Source organism: Methylobacterium sp. Leaf123 (assembly GCF_001423405.1).
In the GTDB taxonomy this organism is placed as follows: domain Bacteria; phylum Pseudomonadota; class Alphaproteobacteria; order Rhizobiales; family Beijerinckiaceae; genus Methylobacterium.
Genome location: NZ_LMNS01000001.1, coordinates 626,611 through 641,453, shown reverse-complemented (window position 1 = coordinate 641,453; position 14,843 = coordinate 626,611). Strand labels below are relative to the sequence as shown.

At 69.4% G+C, this 14,843-nt stretch carries 14 protein-coding genes; all 14 read right to left on the bottom strand.

All coding sequences use genetic code 11. From position 1 onward, the window contains the following. Nucleotides 1–154: 154 nt before the first annotated feature. A complete protein-coding gene (locus ASF53_RS02795) occupies nucleotides 155–1,501 on the bottom strand; it encodes an HlyD family type I secretion periplasmic adaptor subunit (protein WP_056193370.1) in 1,347 nt (448 codons plus the stop codon). Further along, on the bottom strand, nucleotides 1,501–3,264 hold the full coding sequence (locus ASF53_RS02790) for a type I secretion system permease/ATPase (RefSeq protein WP_056193367.1): 1,764 nt from the start codon (nucleotides 3,262–3,264) through the stop codon (nucleotides 1,501–1,503). The genes ASF53_RS02795 and ASF53_RS02790 overlap by 1 nt, the downstream gene beginning before the upstream one ends. 401 nt (nucleotides 3,265–3,665) lie before the next feature. Then, nucleotides 3,666–4,769, bottom strand: coding sequence for a photosynthetic reaction center cytochrome PufC (pufC, locus tag ASF53_RS02785; protein WP_056193363.1), 1,104 nt, complete (start codon nucleotides 4,767–4,769; stop codon nucleotides 3,666–3,668). Beyond that, nucleotides 4,766–5,743 (bottom strand): photosynthetic reaction center subunit M, encoded by a 978-nt coding sequence (pufM, locus tag ASF53_RS02780; protein ID WP_056193888.1) that lies wholly within the window; start codon nucleotides 5,741–5,743, stop codon nucleotides 4,766–4,768. Before pufM ends, pufC begins: the two co-directional genes overlap by 4 nt. Before the next feature lie 122 nt (nucleotides 5,744–5,865). After that, complete coding sequence (gene pufL, locus ASF53_RS02775) at nucleotides 5,866–6,690, bottom strand: photosynthetic reaction center subunit L (protein WP_056193361.1); 825 nt, start codon at nucleotides 6,688–6,690, stop codon at nucleotides 5,866–5,868. Nucleotides 6,691–6,774: 84 nt separating this feature from the next. Continuing rightward, nucleotides 6,775–6,963 (bottom strand): light-harvesting antenna LH1, alpha subunit, encoded by a 189-nt coding sequence (gene pufA / locus ASF53_RS02770; protein WP_056193358.1) that lies wholly within the window; start codon nucleotides 6,961–6,963, stop codon nucleotides 6,775–6,777. 11 nt (nucleotides 6,964–6,974) lie between these two features. Then, on the bottom strand, nucleotides 6,975–7,205 hold the full coding sequence (gene pufB, locus ASF53_RS02765; RefSeq protein ID WP_056193354.1) for a light-harvesting antenna LH1, beta subunit: 231 nt from the start codon (nucleotides 7,203–7,205) through the stop codon (nucleotides 6,975–6,977). A 170-nt stretch (nucleotides 7,206–7,375) separates the two neighbouring features. After that, nucleotides 7,376–7,609 carry a hypothetical protein gene (locus ASF53_RS02760; protein ID WP_003601875.1) on the bottom strand — a complete coding sequence of 78 codons (234 nt, stop codon included), beginning with the start codon at nucleotides 7,607–7,609 and terminating at the stop codon, nucleotides 7,376–7,378. A 71-nt stretch (nucleotides 7,610–7,680) separates the two neighbouring features. Beyond that, nucleotides 7,681–9,147, bottom strand: coding sequence for a chlorophyllide a reductase subunit Z (gene bchZ, locus ASF53_RS02755; protein WP_056193351.1), 1,467 nt, complete (start codon nucleotides 9,145–9,147; stop codon nucleotides 7,681–7,683). Beyond that, a complete protein-coding gene (gene bchY, locus ASF53_RS02750; protein ID WP_056193348.1) occupies nucleotides 9,147–10,673 on the bottom strand; it encodes a chlorophyllide a reductase subunit Y in 1,527 nt (508 codons plus the stop codon). Before bchY ends, bchZ begins: the two co-directional genes overlap by 1 nt. Before the next feature lie 3 nt (nucleotides 10,674–10,676). Then, nucleotides 10,677–11,681: a chlorophyllide a reductase iron protein subunit X gene (locus ASF53_RS02745; protein WP_056193885.1), complete on the bottom strand. Its 1,005-nt coding sequence runs from the start codon at nucleotides 11,679–11,681 to the stop codon at nucleotides 10,677–10,679. Beyond that, a complete protein-coding gene (bchC, locus tag ASF53_RS02740; protein ID WP_056193345.1) occupies nucleotides 11,678–12,616 on the bottom strand; it encodes a chlorophyll synthesis pathway protein BchC in 939 nt (312 codons plus the stop codon). Before bchC ends, ASF53_RS02745 begins: the two co-directional genes overlap by 4 nt. 101 nt (nucleotides 12,617–12,717) lie before the next feature. Next, nucleotides 12,718–13,863: a methyltransferase gene (locus tag ASF53_RS02735; RefSeq protein WP_056193342.1), complete on the bottom strand. Its 1,146-nt coding sequence runs from the start codon at nucleotides 13,861–13,863 to the stop codon at nucleotides 12,718–12,720. Between the two features lie 21 nt (nucleotides 13,864–13,884). Then, nucleotides 13,885–14,751, bottom strand: a complete 867-nt coding sequence (locus tag ASF53_RS02730; RefSeq protein WP_056193338.1) for a polyprenyl synthetase family protein — start codon at nucleotides 14,749–14,751, stop codon at nucleotides 13,885–13,887. Nucleotides 14,752–14,843: the final 92 nt, after the last annotated feature.

The following is a 14,843-nucleotide window of genomic DNA, read 5'->3' as shown; positions in this document are numbered from 1 at the left end:
GCGGCGCGAAGAGCGCCGCGCGGAGCGGGCTCTTCAGGACTTCGGTCCTGAAGAGTATCGAGCGGAGCGGAAGCCTAAGCCCGCGGAGGCGGGCGCCGGCGTTTGAGGCTGGCGAAGAGCCAGGGCGATCGCTTCAAGCGATCGCCCAAGATTATCAGCGCTCCCGCCACGCTTTTGCAATCTGATCGGTCAGAGGCCGCGTGAGATAGGACAGGACCGAGCGCTCGCCGATCTGGGTGTAGGACTCCACCGGCATGCCCGGCACCAGCCGCAGGCCCTTCAGGCGCTCCTTCTGATCCTCGCGGATGCGGATGCGCGCCGTGTAGTAGCTCTGCCCGGTCTTGGGGTCCTGGGTCACGTCCGCCGAGACCCGCACCACCTCGCCGTCGATCTCCGGCGTCGTGCGCGTGTTGAAGGCCGAGAAGCGCAGCACCGCCTTCTGGCCGACCCGCACGTTGTCGATGTCCTGCGGCTGCACCCGCACCTCGACGAGGAGCTGATCGGAGGCCGGGACGATCAGCATCGCCGGCTCGCTCGGGACCACGAGGCCGCCGACCGTGTGCACGCTCATCTGGTGCACGAAGCCGTCCTGCGGCGCGCGCAGCTCGACCCGCTTGAGCTGGTCCTCCGCCGCCACCCGCTTCTCGCGCAGCTCCGACCACTTGCCGCGGATTTCGGCCAGATCCTTGCCGGTCTCCGTGCGCATCTCGCCGTCGATCTGAATAATCTGCAGCTCGGTCTCCGCGATCTTGCCGCGCGCCGAGGCCGTCGAGGCGACGAGCTGGCCGCGCTCGCCCTCCAGGCGGGCGGCGTCGCGCTCCAAGGCGGTGACGCGCGAGAGCGGCACGAGGTTCTTGGCGTAGAGGTCGCGCACGCCGGTCAGCTCGTGGCCGATCAGCCCGATCTCGCGATCCTTGGCCTCGGCCTGTTTGGTGAGCCCGGCGATCTCCTGGCGGAGCTGGTCGATGCGCTCGCGCAACTGCGCCTTCTGGCCTTCACGGCCGGCGACGCGGGCGGCGAACAGGCGCGATTCGCCGTCGATCAGCCGGGCGACGCTCGGGTCGTCATCGATGCGGGCGACGAGGTCGGGCGGGAAGGTGATGGTCTTGAGCCCGTCGCGCTCGGCCTCGTCGCGGGCTCGGCGGGCGGCCAACTCGTCCATGGCCTTGAGCACGATGTCGAGGTTGGCCCGGGTCTGGGTCTCGTCGAGGCGGATCAGCACGTCGCCGGCGGCGACCCGCTGGCCCTCACGCGCCAGGAGCTGGCCGACGACGCCGCCGGTGGGGTGCTGCACCTTCTTCACGTCGGTCTCGACCACGAGCTGGCCCGGCGCGATCACCGCGGCCGAGATCTCGGTGAAGGTGGCCCAGCCGCCGACACCGAGAACGAGGGCGAGGGAAAGGCCGAGCGCGACGGTGAGGTGGCTGCGGATCGAGCCGTGGGCGACGGGCCGCGGCAGCGCCGGGGGGAGACCGTTGAGGGGGGCGAGGGTCGCGGACATCAGGCACTCTCACGGATCGAAGGCGCGGCGACTTGCGGAGCGGCGGCCTCGGCGGCGACCGGCACGGGGGCCGGTGCCGGGCGCAGCACGCGCTTGAGGATCTCGTCCTTGGGCCCGAAGGCCTGGGCGCGGCCGTCGGCCATCATCAGGATCAGGTCGAGGGCGGCGAGCGCGCTCGGCCGGTGGGCGACGACGACGCAGATGCCGCCGCGCCGCCGCACGCCGAGGATCGCCTGCGTCAGGGCGTTCTCGCCCTCGCTGTCGAGGTTGGCGTTGGGCTCGTCGAGCACCACGAGGAACGGCTCGCGGTAGAGGGCGCGGGCGAGCCCGACCCGCTGGCGCTGCCCGGCGGAGAGGCCGGAACCGCCCTCGCCGATGCGGGTGTCGTAGCCCTCCGGCAGCCGCAGGATCAGCTCGTGCACGCCGGCCGCCTTGGCCGCCGCGATGACCGCCTCGGCCGATGCGCCCGGCTCGAAGCGGGCGATGTTCTCGGCCACCGTGCCGGCGAAGAGTTCGACCTCCTGCGGCAGGAAGCCGATATGCGGGCCGAGGTCGCCGCTGGTCCACTGATCGAGCGCCGCGCCGTCGAACCGGATCTTGCCGCGGATCGGCGGCCAGACGCCGACGAGGGCGCGCACCAGCGAGGACTTGCCGGAAGCCGAGGGGCCGATGATGCCGAGCCCCTGCCCCGCCCGGAGGCCGAAGCTGACATCCTGCACCACGAGGCGCGGCGTGCCGGGTGGGGCGATGCTGGCGGCCTCGACGGTGATGGTCTCAGTGGGCGCCGGCAGGGCGTGCGGCTGCTCGCCCTGCGGCAGCCGGGCCAGCAGCTCCGACAGCCGGTGCCAGCTCTGGCGCGCGGCGACAAAGCCTTTCCAGTTGGCGATGGTGAGTTCCGCTGGCGCCAGGGCGCGGGAGACGAGGATCGAGCTGGCGATGATGATGCCGGCGCTGGCCTCGTTGTGGATGACGAGCCAGGCGCCGAGGGCGAGCACGCCCGATTGCAGCGCCATGCGGAACACCTTGGAGCCGGCGCCGAAGCTGCTTCCGGCATCCGACACGGCCTGATGCGCCTCCATGTATTCGCGGTTGGCCCCGGCCCAGCGGGCGGCGAGGCGCTCCTGCATGCCCATGGCCGCCAGCACCTCGGCGTTGCGGCGGCCGGCTTCGGCGAGCGCGTTGCGGCGCATGCCATGGCCGGTCGCGGCCCGCGTCGGGCCCTTGCTGGCCCGGTCGGTGAGGAAGGTCAAGGCGGCGAGGATGCCCATGCCGACGAGGGCGGCGACGCCGATCAGCGGGTGAAACAGGAAGCAGATCAGCAGGTAGACCGGCATCCAGGGCAGGTCGAAGAAGGCGGAGGGGCCAGAGCCGGACAGGAACGCGCGGATCTGGTCGAGATCGCGCAGGGGCAGAAGGCCGTCGCCCTGGTTCGCGCCCTTGAGCGGGGCACGCACGACAAGATCGAACACCCGCCCGCTCAGCGCCTCGTCCAGCGCCGCGCCGACGCGGGCGAGGATGCGGCCGCGGAGGGCTTCGAGCACGCCCTGGAAGGCGTAGAGCACGAGCGCGAGGGCCGCGAGGCCGATCAGGGTCGGCACGGAGCGGCTCGGGATCACCCGGTCGTAGACTTCGAGCATGAAGAACGAGCCGGTGAGATAGAGAATGTTCACCAGCCCGCTCATCACGGCCACGCCGATGAAGGCCGTCTTGCACCGCGCCAAGGCGGCGGCGATCTCATTCTTGTCGCGCCTATCGTTCACCATTGTCACCCTCGATTGCCCGCGGTCCGGATTCGCCGCCATTCCGACCGCCACGCGACCCCTGCCAAGTGAGCGTCTTGATACTTAAAAATGCGACCAAATTTCAGCATAAGAACACTAATCAGAACGGGTTACGCCTTTCGATCTATCGATATATTGAACATATTCTTAAGCGGCGATCGCCCCGCCGATGCATTGGCCGAATGGGCTCCGGTGCGAATATTCCGCGACTTCACGGCACGACCCGGACCAATATTTGCCGGACCCGAAAGCGAAATCGCGAGATGTAGCCCGTCACCGACTGGATCTCCGGCGCGGTGCCTCGAACGAAAAAACCGCCGGCCCAATGGACCGGCGGTTTTTCGCTTCCCGATACGCTAAACCCTGGACGGGGGAGCGGCCGGCTATTGCGGCGGTGACGCGGGCGCCTCCGGCTCGGGCGTTGCCGGAGCCGGCGGCACCTCGGCCATCTCGGCCGTCGTCCGTGCCAGTTCCGGGTAGGTCTCGATGACGTGGGCACCCGCCAGCGGTTTGCTCTGGCCATTGTGGCAGGTGGCGCAGTTCAGCTTGGGCGCATCACCGGTGGGACCGAGGCGGTTGGCCGGGAAGGTCGTCGTCAGCGGCTCGATGTAGTTGCCGTTGAGATCGCGCACCATCCGGATCGCGTGCCACGCCAGGGTGCGCTGCGGCGTGCTCTGCGACCAGTTCGAGACCGCCCGGGTGTTGTGGCAGTAGGTGCAATTCACGCCGAGCGACGACGACATGTGCATCATCAGGCCGTAGGTCCGCTCGGCGGCCTGGATCGGCTTGCCCTTGCTCTCCGGCAGGGCCGTCGTCGCGTTGACGCGGATGAGGTTCTCGTCGGCGTCCTTCTTACCGAAGAATTCGCTCAGCGTGTCGTAGGGCAAAGAGGCGAGGCCGACGGAGGGCGAGGCCATGTTCTGCCCGTTGTTGCGGGCGATGAAGCCGGTCTTGTAGTTCGGCCCCGGATTCTGGAACCAGATCTGCGCCGGCACGGGCTTTCCGCGGTGGCAGGTGTAGCAGTTCACCCCCGCCTCGCCGACATGCTTCTCCTTCCAAGTGGTGTTGATATGCTGCACCATCTGGATCATCCGCCGGGCGACCTGCTTCTGGTAGAGGCTGTCGTCGGCCATGTTCTCGGTGTTGTGGCAGTAGGTGCAGCCCTGCTCCGGGCTGACCCATTCCGTCATCGAGACCATCAGGCGGTTGAATTCCTCGACGCTGAGATCCTTCAGAACCTTCACGTTCTCGTAGACCGCGCCGGCCTTGTCGGTGCCGGCCTCGACCGGATCGGCCGGGGCGGGCGGGATGTTGGCGGCCTTCAGGGCCGCCGCGCCGGCCTTGGTCTGGATCTGATCCATGCCCGTGCCGCGGAAGCCGTGCTGCTGGGCGAGGATCGGCGGCCTCGTCCAGCCCGCGGTGCCGAACTGGGCGATGGTGAGGAACAGGGCGACGACCGCGCCCGCGACGACGAGCAGAGTCTTCATGGCGCCCCCCCTGGCGTCGCGAGCGGGTCGGTGATCGGGCCGTAGATCTGCGGGTAGGACGGTGCGACGCCGTGCTTGACCGCCCAGAGGTACCAATTGTCGACCACGGTGCCGGTGAGCAGGATACCGATGCCGCCGGTGATCGTCGTCAGCACCGCGAACCACCACGCCCAGCGGTGGATCGATTCCATCGTGGCGTTGAAGCCCATGGTCCAGCGCCAGAACAGGGCGGCGCGCTCGGTGGCGGTGCCGCGATCGACGATCTGGTCGATCTCACGCTCGGCGCCGTAGCGGCTGGTGGCCAGGATCGTCGCCCCATGCATCGCGAAGAGCAGCGTCGACCCATAGAGGAAGACGATCGAGAGCATGTGGAACGGGTTGTAGAACAGGTTGCCGTAGCGCAGCGAGAATGCGGCGGTCCAATCGAGATGCGGGAAGATGCCGAAGGGCACGGCCTCGCTCCAAGATCCCATCAGAACCGGGCGGATGAAGCCGAGCACGAGATAGAGCCAGATCGCGGCGGCGAAGGCCCAGGGCGTGTGCGACCCGAGCCCGAGCGCGCGGGCGCGGCGATACATGCGCACCCACCAGAGCAGGATCGAGGCGGTGAGGAAGAAGCCCGCGATCAGCCACCATCCGCCCTCGTTGAGCGGGGGCAGCACCTTGAGCCCGTATTTCGGCAGCGGCGGTTCGAGGGCCAGCCAGGGGAGCTGGCGGACGAACTGGATCGGATCCCAGTTCACGCTGGCCCACATGTTGAGGCCGATGATCTCGAAGGCGATCAGGCCGCAGGCGAAGGACAAGGCGCCGAGATAGCCGCCGTAGATCGGCCCGACCTGGCTGTTGCCGATCAGCCCGAACAGGTAGCTGTTGAACGGCTTGCCGATGCGGGCGTCGGACGAGATCGGGATGCCGTATTCCGGCTCGACCGGGCGGACCTGCACCTGCGTGAAGATGTTCTGATAATAGGCCACGGCGTCTCCCTCCATGGACCTGCGGCCGTTCGAGGCTCACGCCGTCGGCGGAGATCCCCGAGCCCCGAAGATCGAACCTGCGCTTCAGGCCGGCCGGCGCGGATGCCGGGCGGCGATCCGGTTCACCGCCACACGGGCAGGTTGAGCCACCAGCCCCACCATTCCGGCCACCCTTGCGTCCAGAAGGGGCCCGAGATGACGATGCAGACCGCGCTCCAGAATCCCGCGGAGAGCGCGAGGAACAGGCCGAGCCGGTGGATGCCCAGCGTGCCGATCGAGTAGCCGATCGTGTCGCGGAAATAGGTGTCCTCGTGCTCGGGCGTCTTCACCGTCTCGCCCTTGGCCGGATTGGTCGAGGACAGGATCAGTGAGCCGTGCAGCGCCAGTGCGAAGGTCGTCGTGAAGAAGAACGTCACGGCGAGCATGTGCGCGGGATTGTAGTGGAAGTGCAGATACTGGTAGCCGGTGTTCGACACCCAATCGAGATGGGAGAGGATGCCGTAGGGGAAGCCATAGCCCCAGGCGCCCATCAGGAACGGGCGGACCACCACCAGCGAAACGTAGGCGAAGATCGCCACCGAGAAGGCGAACGGCACATGGTAGCCGATGCCGAGCTTGCGGCAGATCTCGACCTCGCGCAAAGCCCAGGACACGAACGACCCGATCGCGCAGAAGGTAATGATCTGCCACAGGCCCCCTTCCTTCAGGGGCGCCAGGGCCAGCCCGTATTTCAGGTCGGGGGGCGCGATGTTGATCTGCCAGATGTTCCAGGTCGGGCCGATGGCCGCGCCGTAGAGGATCAGGGCGGTGCCGAGCACCGAGAAGAAGATCGTCGTGACGCCGAAGAAGCCGACGTAGAACGGCCCCACCCAGAAATCGAACAGGTCTCCGCCCAGCAGAGTGCCGCCGCGGACCCGGTATTTGCGCTCGAAGCTCAGCATCGCCATGGCGGAAATCCCCGCGGTGAGGACGAAGGAGGCCGGGGCAGGCGCGACAGGGCCCGCCCGCGGCAGAACCGGCGGTGGGGCCGGTCAGGTCGGCATCGTCGGGAGGACGAGGCTGTGGGCGGCGGCGGCCTTCGCGTCCTTCGGGCCTTCCAACCAGTTGAACCGGTCGGTGCTGAGCAGGATGAAGTGGATCAGCAGCGCCAGGACGAACAGGAAGGTGAAGAGCGCAACGAGGGTGCGCCGGGGATCGAACAGAAGCCAGATCTTGTGCATCGCGCGTCTCCTCAGCCGATCATCGACACAAGGCCGTGGGCGGCGTGGGTGACGCCGTCGAGCAGGGCGTAGCCCTTCGGCCCGGGAAGCCAGGGCCGCCACAGCCAGACGAGAATGTGGGCGACCACGGCGATGGCCGTGAAGATGATGAAGCTCGTCAGGAAGATCGCGTGAAATTCCTTGGCTTCGGGTTCCGTCAGCCCGGACAGGCTGCTCGGTCTTTCTGTGATACCGTTCGCCATCGATCGAACCTCCGCTGGTTATGCCGCGCGTTGACAGGCGTGGCGGGTGTCGCCGTGACCCGATGACATCACGGCGCAGGGATCCCCCGTGTCACCGCACGGAAGTTCTGAAGGCGCTGGCGCGGCGTCGCGAAGGCGGTTGCCGGTTCGCGAGACGACGCGCCGGGCCCCTAGCCCATGAAGGCGAACGGGATCGCCGAGACGGCCATGGCCTTGGCCTCGCCGAAGACGGAGCGGCGCATCGGCGGCAGGCCGCGCCGGGGCGCGGTGCCGGGCCGAAAACGCTGCACCAGGGCGGCGGCGAGGAAGAACGGGTAGGTGGCGGCGAGGATGATCCGGAACTGGACCGCCTCGCTGTGCAGCCGCGACGAGGCGGGCATCGATCGTTGCATGACCACTCCCATGACTTGGTGCTCCGCATTCTGTCCGGCTCCGCGAGGGACCGGAGGGTGAAGGGGATGAAGGAGACCCGCGCTCATGCGGCGCTCCCCAAGACGAGGTCGCTCTGCGCCCGCTCGACATGGGCGGCGGCGACGCGCTCCGCGGCGACCCGGCGCGCGGCCCGCTCGGCGGCATCGCGCAGGCGTTTGGCGGCGGAGATCCGCGTGAGAACGGGATGGGCCTCGACCAGCGCGTCGAGCCGGGCGCGGGCGGCTTCGTCCCAGGGCAATTCGCGATGCGTCCGGGCGGGGGTCGCCTCCACCGCATCCATGTCGCGGGCGAGCGGCAGGATGTGGAAGAGCATGTCGAACAGGGCGTTGCAGACTTCCTGAACGAGGTAGGTCGCGCCGGCATAGCCCATGAACGGCGTGCCGGTGTGCCGCCGGATGATGGCGCCGGGGAACGAGGCGGGCACGTAGATCGCCCGCCCGCCGGCCTCGGCGAGGTACATGCGCTCGTTGAAGGAGCCGAACAGGACGAGCGGCGGGCTGGTCTTGATCGCCGCGCGCACCGCCACGTTATCAGGCTTCGTGCCGGCGCTGCGCGAAAAGGCGAAGTGGCAGGGCAGGCCCATCTCCTCTTCGAGGAAATGGCGAACGCCGCGGGCATAGGTCTCGGTCGCGACGATGCCGAAGCTCGCTGTGCCGAAGAAATCCTGTGTCACCGAGCGCCACAGGTCCCAGACCGGCTTGATCGTGGTGTGGCGCTCGCGCTCGATGAAGGGTTCGGGGTCGATCCCAAGGATCTCGCCCAGCCTGCGCAGGAACTTGGTGGTCGAGAGCACGCCGATCGGCGCCTGGAGATAGGGGCGCTCCAGGCTCTCGCAGAGCAGGCGGCCGAACTCGCGGTAGAGGCAGATATTGGCATCCGCGTTGACGAGCTTGGGCACGTCGGCGAGGTGCGCGCCGAGCGGGAAGGTGAGGTTCACCTCGGCGCCGATGCCCTCCACGAGGCGGCGGATCTCGGCGAGGTCCGAGGCCATGTTGAAGGTGCCGTAGGCCGGGCCGATGATGTTGACCCGCGGCTTCGCCCCGTCCTTGCGCTCCGGCCGGGCCGGGATGCCCTTCTTGGCAAAGCGCCGGGCGCCGTATTCCTGCCAGAGCCAGCTCATCGCCCGGTCGGCGGATTGCCACTGATCCTCATCGATGGTGCGGGGCAGGAAGCGCTGGAGGCCTGTGCCCTCGGGCGTGACGCCTCCGCCGATCATCTCGGCGATGGAGCCCGTCACCACGACGCTCGGCTGGCCGGGATCGAGCGTGGCATGCGCCCGCTTCATCGCGCCCTCGGTGCCGTGGCGGCCGAGTTCTTCTTCGGCCAAGCCGGTGACGACGATCGGCAATTCGTGCGGCGGCAGCGCGTCGGTGTAGTGCAGCACCGAGGTGACCGGCAGGTTCTCGCAGCCCACGGGGCCGTCGATGACCACCTGAAGGCCCTTGATCGCCGTGAAGACGTAGACCGCCCCCCAATAGCCGCCGGCGCGGTCGTGATCGATGACCAGCATCAGACCATCTCCCCGATCGGCTTCAGGGGCGCCGCGGCCTTCGGCGCCGTCTTGAGCACCGGCACGTCCTGCCAGATGCCGGCGGCGTGACCGGTGCCGACGCCCTCGAAGAAGGCCCGCATGGCGTCGAAGCGCGGCCGGTTGGCAAGCGCGGCGTTGACGACCTTGGCCAGCGAGCCGGCTCCGGCCGCTCCCATCAGCGGGCGCGCCGAGATCAGATTGGTGAAGTAGAGGGCCGGAGTGCCGGCCTCCTTGGCCTTCTGCACCACCGGCGTCGTGCCGATGGCGAGATCCGGCCGGAACGCGTCGAGCGCGGCAAGATCGTCTTCCAGCGAGGCGCGGTAGCGGACGCTGACGCCGCGCTCCTCCAGCCAGACCCGGTCCGGCTCGGACCAGGGCGTGCGCGGGCAGGCCGTGCCGACATAGGGCACCTCGGCGCCGCTCTCGACGAGGAGACGGGCCACGAGGAGTTCCGAGCCCTCGTAACCGGAGAGCGTGATGCGCCCGCGGATCGGGGATGCGGCCAGCGCCCCCCGGATCGCCGGCAGAAGCCGGTTCTTCGCCGCCGCGATGGTGTCGCGCGGAACGTCGCAGGCGTTGCCGATGGCCTCCAACCAATCGGCAGTGCCGTCATGGCCGACGGGGGCGGAGCCGATCACCGGCCGACCGGCCGCCTCGAACTCGCGGATGCTCGCGGTGTAGAACGGGTGGATCGCCGCCACCGCCGCAGCGTCAAGGGCGCCGTAGAGTTCGCGCCATTCCCGCGTCGGCACGACGGGGCCGGCGCTGAGGCCGAGCGGTTCGAGGAGCGCACCGATCACCACGGGATCGGCGGGGAACATCTCGCCCAGAAGTGCCACGGACGGACGCTCCGAGCGGCCTCCGCGTGGGGCCTGGACCGGGCCGGTCTCCGCCTCGCTGCGGGCGAATTTGAGCATCGCGCCGGCCAGCACGTCCTTGGCCTCGGCATGGGTCGGCACGCCGAAACCCGGCACGTCGATGCCGATGACGCGCACGCCGTCGATCTGCTTCGGTAGCAGCCGCAGCGGCACCCCCGACGCGGTCGGGACGCAGAGGTTGATGACGACGATCGCGTCGTAATCCTGCGGGTTGGCCGAGGCGTAGACCGCCTCGCGGATGTCCTCGAACAGCTTGCCGGTGACGAGCGTCTCGGAGTTGAACGGCACGTAGCCGACGCTCCGGCGCGCGCCGTAGAAATGCGAGGTGAAGGTCAGGCCGTAGACGCAGCAGGCCGAGCCCGACAGGATGGTCATCGTGCGCCGCATGCGCAGGCCGACGCGCAGGGAGCCGAAGGCCGGGCACATGCTCTGCGGCTGATCGTGCGGCCCCGCCGGATAGTCCTTCCGGTACTGCTCGAGCGTGCCGGACAGGCCCGCGGCCTCGGCGGCGGCGCGCATCGCATCCTTGCCGGCATGGCAGCCGAGCCCGTCGCCCTGCGTCGCAGCGAGATCGATGCCCTCGGGGCGGCGGGCGCGGAGCGCGGTGATGTCGAGGCTGACCGTCATGGCTCAGACCTCGTCGTAGACGACTTCGAGGGACGGCTTGGCGAGGCTGGTTCGCCCGCACATGTCCTCGATGGTGGCGGGCTCCAGCACCACGTTGCGCCCCGTGGCTTCGCTAGAGAACAGGCCGAGCAGCGCGTCCTGGCTCAGCGGCGTCGGCTGGTGCGGTTTGGCCTCCGCCACGTTCTGCGAGAGGTCGGCGAAGAGCGAGCCCCAGCGCCCATCGGGCTTGCCGATGATCTCGTAATTCGCGCTCTTGCGGCGGATGTCGTCGTCGGCCGGGATCGAGGCCAGCACCGGAATGCCAGCGGCATCCGCGAAGGCCTGCGCTTCGCCGCTGCCGTCATCCTTGTTGATGACGAGGCCGCCGACGCCGACATTGCCGCCCATCTTGCGGAAGTATTCGACCGCCGAGCAGACGTTGTTGGCGACGTAGAGCGATTGCAGGTCATTGGACCCGACGACGATGACCTTCTGGCACATGTCGCGGGCGATCGGCAGGCCGAAGCCGCCGCAGACCACGTCGCCAAGGAAGTCGAGCAGGACGTAGTCGAAGCCCCATTCGTGGAAGCCGAGCTTTTCCAAGAGCTCGAAGCCATGGATGATCCCGCGCCCGCCGCAGCCGCGACCGACTTCCGGGCCGCCGAGTTCCATCGCGTAGACGCCGTCGCGCTTGAAGCAGACATCGCCGATGGCGACCGCCTCGCCCGCGAGCTTCTTCTTCGTCGAAGTCTCGATGATGGTCGGGCAGGCGCGCCCACCGAAGAGGAGCGAAGTCGTGTCGCTCTTCGGGTCGCAGCCGATCAGCAGCACCTTCTTGCCCTGCTGGGCCATCATGTAGCTGAGATTGGCCAGGGTGAACGACTTGCCGATGCCGCCCTTGCCGTAAATCGCGATGATCTGCGTCTCGCGCTTCACCTCGCCGGTCGCGACCGGATCGGGCTCGATGGCGGCCTCGGCCCGCAGCGTCGTCGCGGCGTTCAACGCCGCCTTGCTGAGCTGTAGGTTCATGCGCAGGCCCTCCAATCGAGGATCATCTTCAGGCAGGCCGGATCGGCGAACGCAGTGCGGTAGGCCTCTCCCGCTTCCGTGGCGGGCACCCGGTGGGTGATGAGCCCGTCGAGCGACAGGCGTCCGGCCTCGATCAGGGCCCGGACCGCCGCGAGGTCGCCCGGCCGCCACTCCGCCGAGACCCGGATGCGAGCCTCGCGCAGGAAGGCGGGCGGGAAGGCGAAGGCGAGCGGCGCCTCGTAGAAGCCGGCGAGCACGATCTCGCCGCCGGGGGCGAGGCGGCCGATCAGCGTGTCGAGCAGGCTCGAATCGCCGCTGACATCGGTGATGACCGAATAGTCGCGCGCCGGATCTTCGTCGGGCGCGAGCACGGCGTAACCGAAGGTGCCTTGAGCCCGCAGCGCCTCGCGCTCCCACACCACGGGTTCGCCGCCGGCCAGCATCGTCAGCCGCGCGAGCAGCCGGCCGAGGACGCCGTGGCCGACGATGAGGCTGCGCGTGCCGGGCACGATGCCGGACAGGGCGTGGTAGGCGGTCGCCGCCAGGGCGATGAGGCAGGCGCGGTCGCCGAGCGCGGCATCGACGGGGACGAGACGCGCGGCCGGCGCGATCAGGTGCGAGGCGGCCCCGCCGAACAGGCCGTTGACGGCGCCGAAGCAGCGGGCGCCGGGCACGAACACGGTTTGCCCAACGCGCAGTCCGCTGCCGGCATCGGCCTCGACCACCGTGCCGACCGACTCGTAGCCGGGTACTAGCGGGTAACCCATACCGGGAAAGGGCGGCATCCGGCCGGACCAGAGCAGGCGCTCGGTTCCCGTGCTGATGCCGCTCCACGAGACGGCAACGATCGCATCGCCCTCGGTCGCCGGGGTGAGCGCCAGACGGTTGAGCGCCAAGTGCTCCGGTCGTTCAAGGACGACGGCCAACGCTTCCATCTCCCTGCCTCCCCCGTTGCTGCTTGCGACTCCGCGATGGGCTGAACCGCTTGATGTCATCCTAGATGGACGTGAACTTGCGTCAAGTAAACTTTACACTTCTAGCGCCGCTTTGCGGTGATCAATCGCGCCAACAGCGGTCGCCGTGTCGCCCGCTCGCGGATTTCAGCGAAGCCGGCCTGGGTCAGCATGGCCGTCAATTCGGTGGCCGTGCGGGGCCGGCCGCTGCCCATGGCGAGGAGGTAGAAGCCGAAATACGCATCGCCCACCGGCTCGGCGCCGGGCGTGCCGGCCATCGGCTCGGCGATCGCCAGCAGCCCGCCCGGCGGCAGCGCCACGTGGGCCGCACGCAGGAGCGCCAGGGCGACCGCATCGTCGTGATCGTGGACGACCCGCACCAGGGTGATCGCGTCGGCGCCCGGCGGCAGGGAGCCGCCGAGAAAGCTCCGGCCGAGACAGGTGACGCGGTCGCCAAGGCCCTCCGCGGCGAGGCGGGCGCCCGCCCGTTCCGCGACCGGCGGGAGATCGAGCAGGCGCAGCGCCAGCCCCGGATGGCGGCGGGCGGCCTGGGCGAGGAACACGCCCTCCCCGCCGCCGACATCCATTAGGCACGCACGATCGGCGAGCGGCAGGGCATCGAGCACGTCGTCGGCGATCAGCGCCTGCGAGGCCGCCATCAAGCCGCTATAGGCGGCGACCGAATCCGGACCGAGCGGCACCGCCCCGCCGGCTTCGGCATAGGGCCAGTAGCCCCCGAGCCGCGTCGGCCCCGCCCCGCCGCGCAACAGGGCGACGGGATCGGCCAGATCGGCATAGAGCATGGCGTGGTGCTCGATCATCGCCGCGACCGAGGGATTGCCGATCAGCGCCGCGCCGAGATCGGCCAGGGCGAAGCGCCCATCCGGCAGCAGGGTGATCAGGTCGAGGGAGGCGGCGGCCTTGAGCAAGGTCAGGGCGCGGTCGGCCGGTAGATCAAGGCGGCGGGCGAGGGCATCCGGCGCGAGCGGGCCGTCCCGTAGCCCCGTGAACAGGTCGAGCCGGACGCAGGCGAACAGCACCTGCGCGTAGACGAAGCCGGCGCAGAGGTCGAACAACGCCCGGGTGTTCCGCTGCGCGATCCTGCGGGTGAACGGAAACCCCGCGGCCCAGCGCTGGAAGCCGGGGCTGGCCACGGTGCGGTTGCGGAAGGCGAGCCAGCGCTCGCGCCAGCCGCCGCGCGTCTCCGGCGCGGGTCCGGCCTCGGTCATCGCGGCGGGCAAGGCCGGCCCTCACGCCATCGCGCGGAGGGAAGCGGGCATGAACAGCCGGGTCTGCGCCTCGATCTCGGTGCGCATCGCCTCCTGCCCGCGGCAGGGGGGAATCACGTCGATCGCCTCCTGCGTGAGGTTCTTCAGGCGCTCCAGGGCACCGCCCATGCCGAGCAGGGCCGCCGCGTTCGGACGTCCGAGGGTGGCGTCCCTGCCGGCGGGCTTGCCGATCTCCTCCTGGCGGCAGGCGACATCGCGCAGGTCGTCGGCGACCTGATAGGCCGCCCCGAGGCATTCCCCGAGCAGGCGCCAGGGCAGCGGCGGCGCTCCCGCGGCGGCGGCACCGGCCACCGTGGCCGCGGCGAACAGCGCGCCGGTCTTGGCCTGCTGGTACTCGACCAGATCCACATAAGGCTCGGATTCCCAGGCCTGCCCGGCGACGATGCCGGAGGGCGATCCGGCGGCGCGGGCGATCAGCCCGACGAGACAGGCGAGGCGCGTGGGCGAGCGGGTCACGCCCCGCGCCAGTGTCTCGAAGGCGGTGACGATCAGCGCATCGCCCGTGAGCACAGCGAGCGGCACGCCGAAGGCTGCATGGACCGAAGGCTTCTGGCGGCGCATCGGCGCATCGTCGAAGCACGGCAGGTCGTCGTGGACGAGCGAGGCGCAGTGCAGGAGTTCGATCGCCGCAGCCGCCGCCTCCGAGGCGGCGGGGTCGTCGTCGCCACAGGCGAGCGCGACGGCAAGGCAGAGGCGCGGGCGGATGCGGTGGCCGCCGGGAAAGACCGCGTAGCGGATCGCCTCCGCCAGGAGCGGCGGCGCACCCGGCGCCTCCGCATGGGACACTGCAATGTCGAGCACCGTCTCGATCCGCCGGCCGACGTCCATGCCGTCCTCCCGATGTCAGGCTGCCTTGCCTTGTGGTTATGTCAATTATACTTGACACTGTTGGGGGCTCGGATCAACGGCGATGCGAGGCG

Bases quoted from the DNA above. Each gene is read 5' to 3' on its own strand.
- ASF53_RS02745 (WP_056193885.1), bottom strand. From the start codon at position 11,681: ATGAACCTACAGCTCAGCAAGGCGGCGTTGAACGCCGCGACGACGCTG.
- ASF53_RS02790 (WP_056193367.1), bottom strand. From the start codon at position 3,264: ATGGTGAACGATAGGCGCGACAAGAATGAGATCGCCGCCGCCTTGGCG.
- bchC (WP_056193345.1), bottom strand. From the start codon at position 12,616: ATGGAAGCGTTGGCCGTCGTCCTTGAACGACCGGAGCACTTGGCGCTC.
- ASF53_RS02730 (WP_056193338.1), bottom strand. From the start codon at position 14,751: ATGGACGTCGGCCGGCGGATCGAGACGGTGCTCGACATTGCAGTGTCC.
- pufC (WP_056193363.1), bottom strand. From the start codon at position 4,769: ATGAAGACTCTGCTCGTCGTCGCGGGCGCGGTCGTCGCCCTGTTCCTC.
- ASF53_RS02760 (WP_003601875.1), bottom strand. From the start codon at position 7,609: ATGGGAGTGGTCATGCAACGATCGATGCCCGCCTCGTCGCGGCTGCAC.
- ASF53_RS02795 (WP_056193370.1), bottom strand. From the start codon at position 1,501: ATGTCCGCGACCCTCGCCCCCCTCAACGGTCTCCCCCCGGCGCTGCCG.
- ASF53_RS02735 (WP_056193342.1), bottom strand. From the start codon at position 13,863: ATGACCGAGGCCGGACCCGCGCCGGAGACGCGCGGCGGCTGGCGCGAG.
- bchZ (WP_056193351.1), bottom strand. From the start codon at position 9,147: ATGCTGGTCATCGATCACGACCGCGCCGGCGGCTATTGGGGGGCGGTC.
- pufL (WP_056193361.1), bottom strand. From the start codon at position 6,690: ATGGCGATGCTGAGCTTCGAGCGCAAATACCGGGTCCGCGGCGGCACT.
- pufB (WP_056193354.1), bottom strand. From the start codon at position 7,205: ATGGCGAACGGTATCACAGAAAGACCGAGCAGCCTGTCCGGGCTGACG.
- bchY (WP_056193348.1), bottom strand. From the start codon at position 10,673: ATGACGGTCAGCCTCGACATCACCGCGCTCCGCGCCCGCCGCCCCGAG.
- pufA (WP_056193358.1), bottom strand. From the start codon at position 6,963: ATGCACAAGATCTGGCTTCTGTTCGATCCCCGGCGCACCCTCGTTGCG.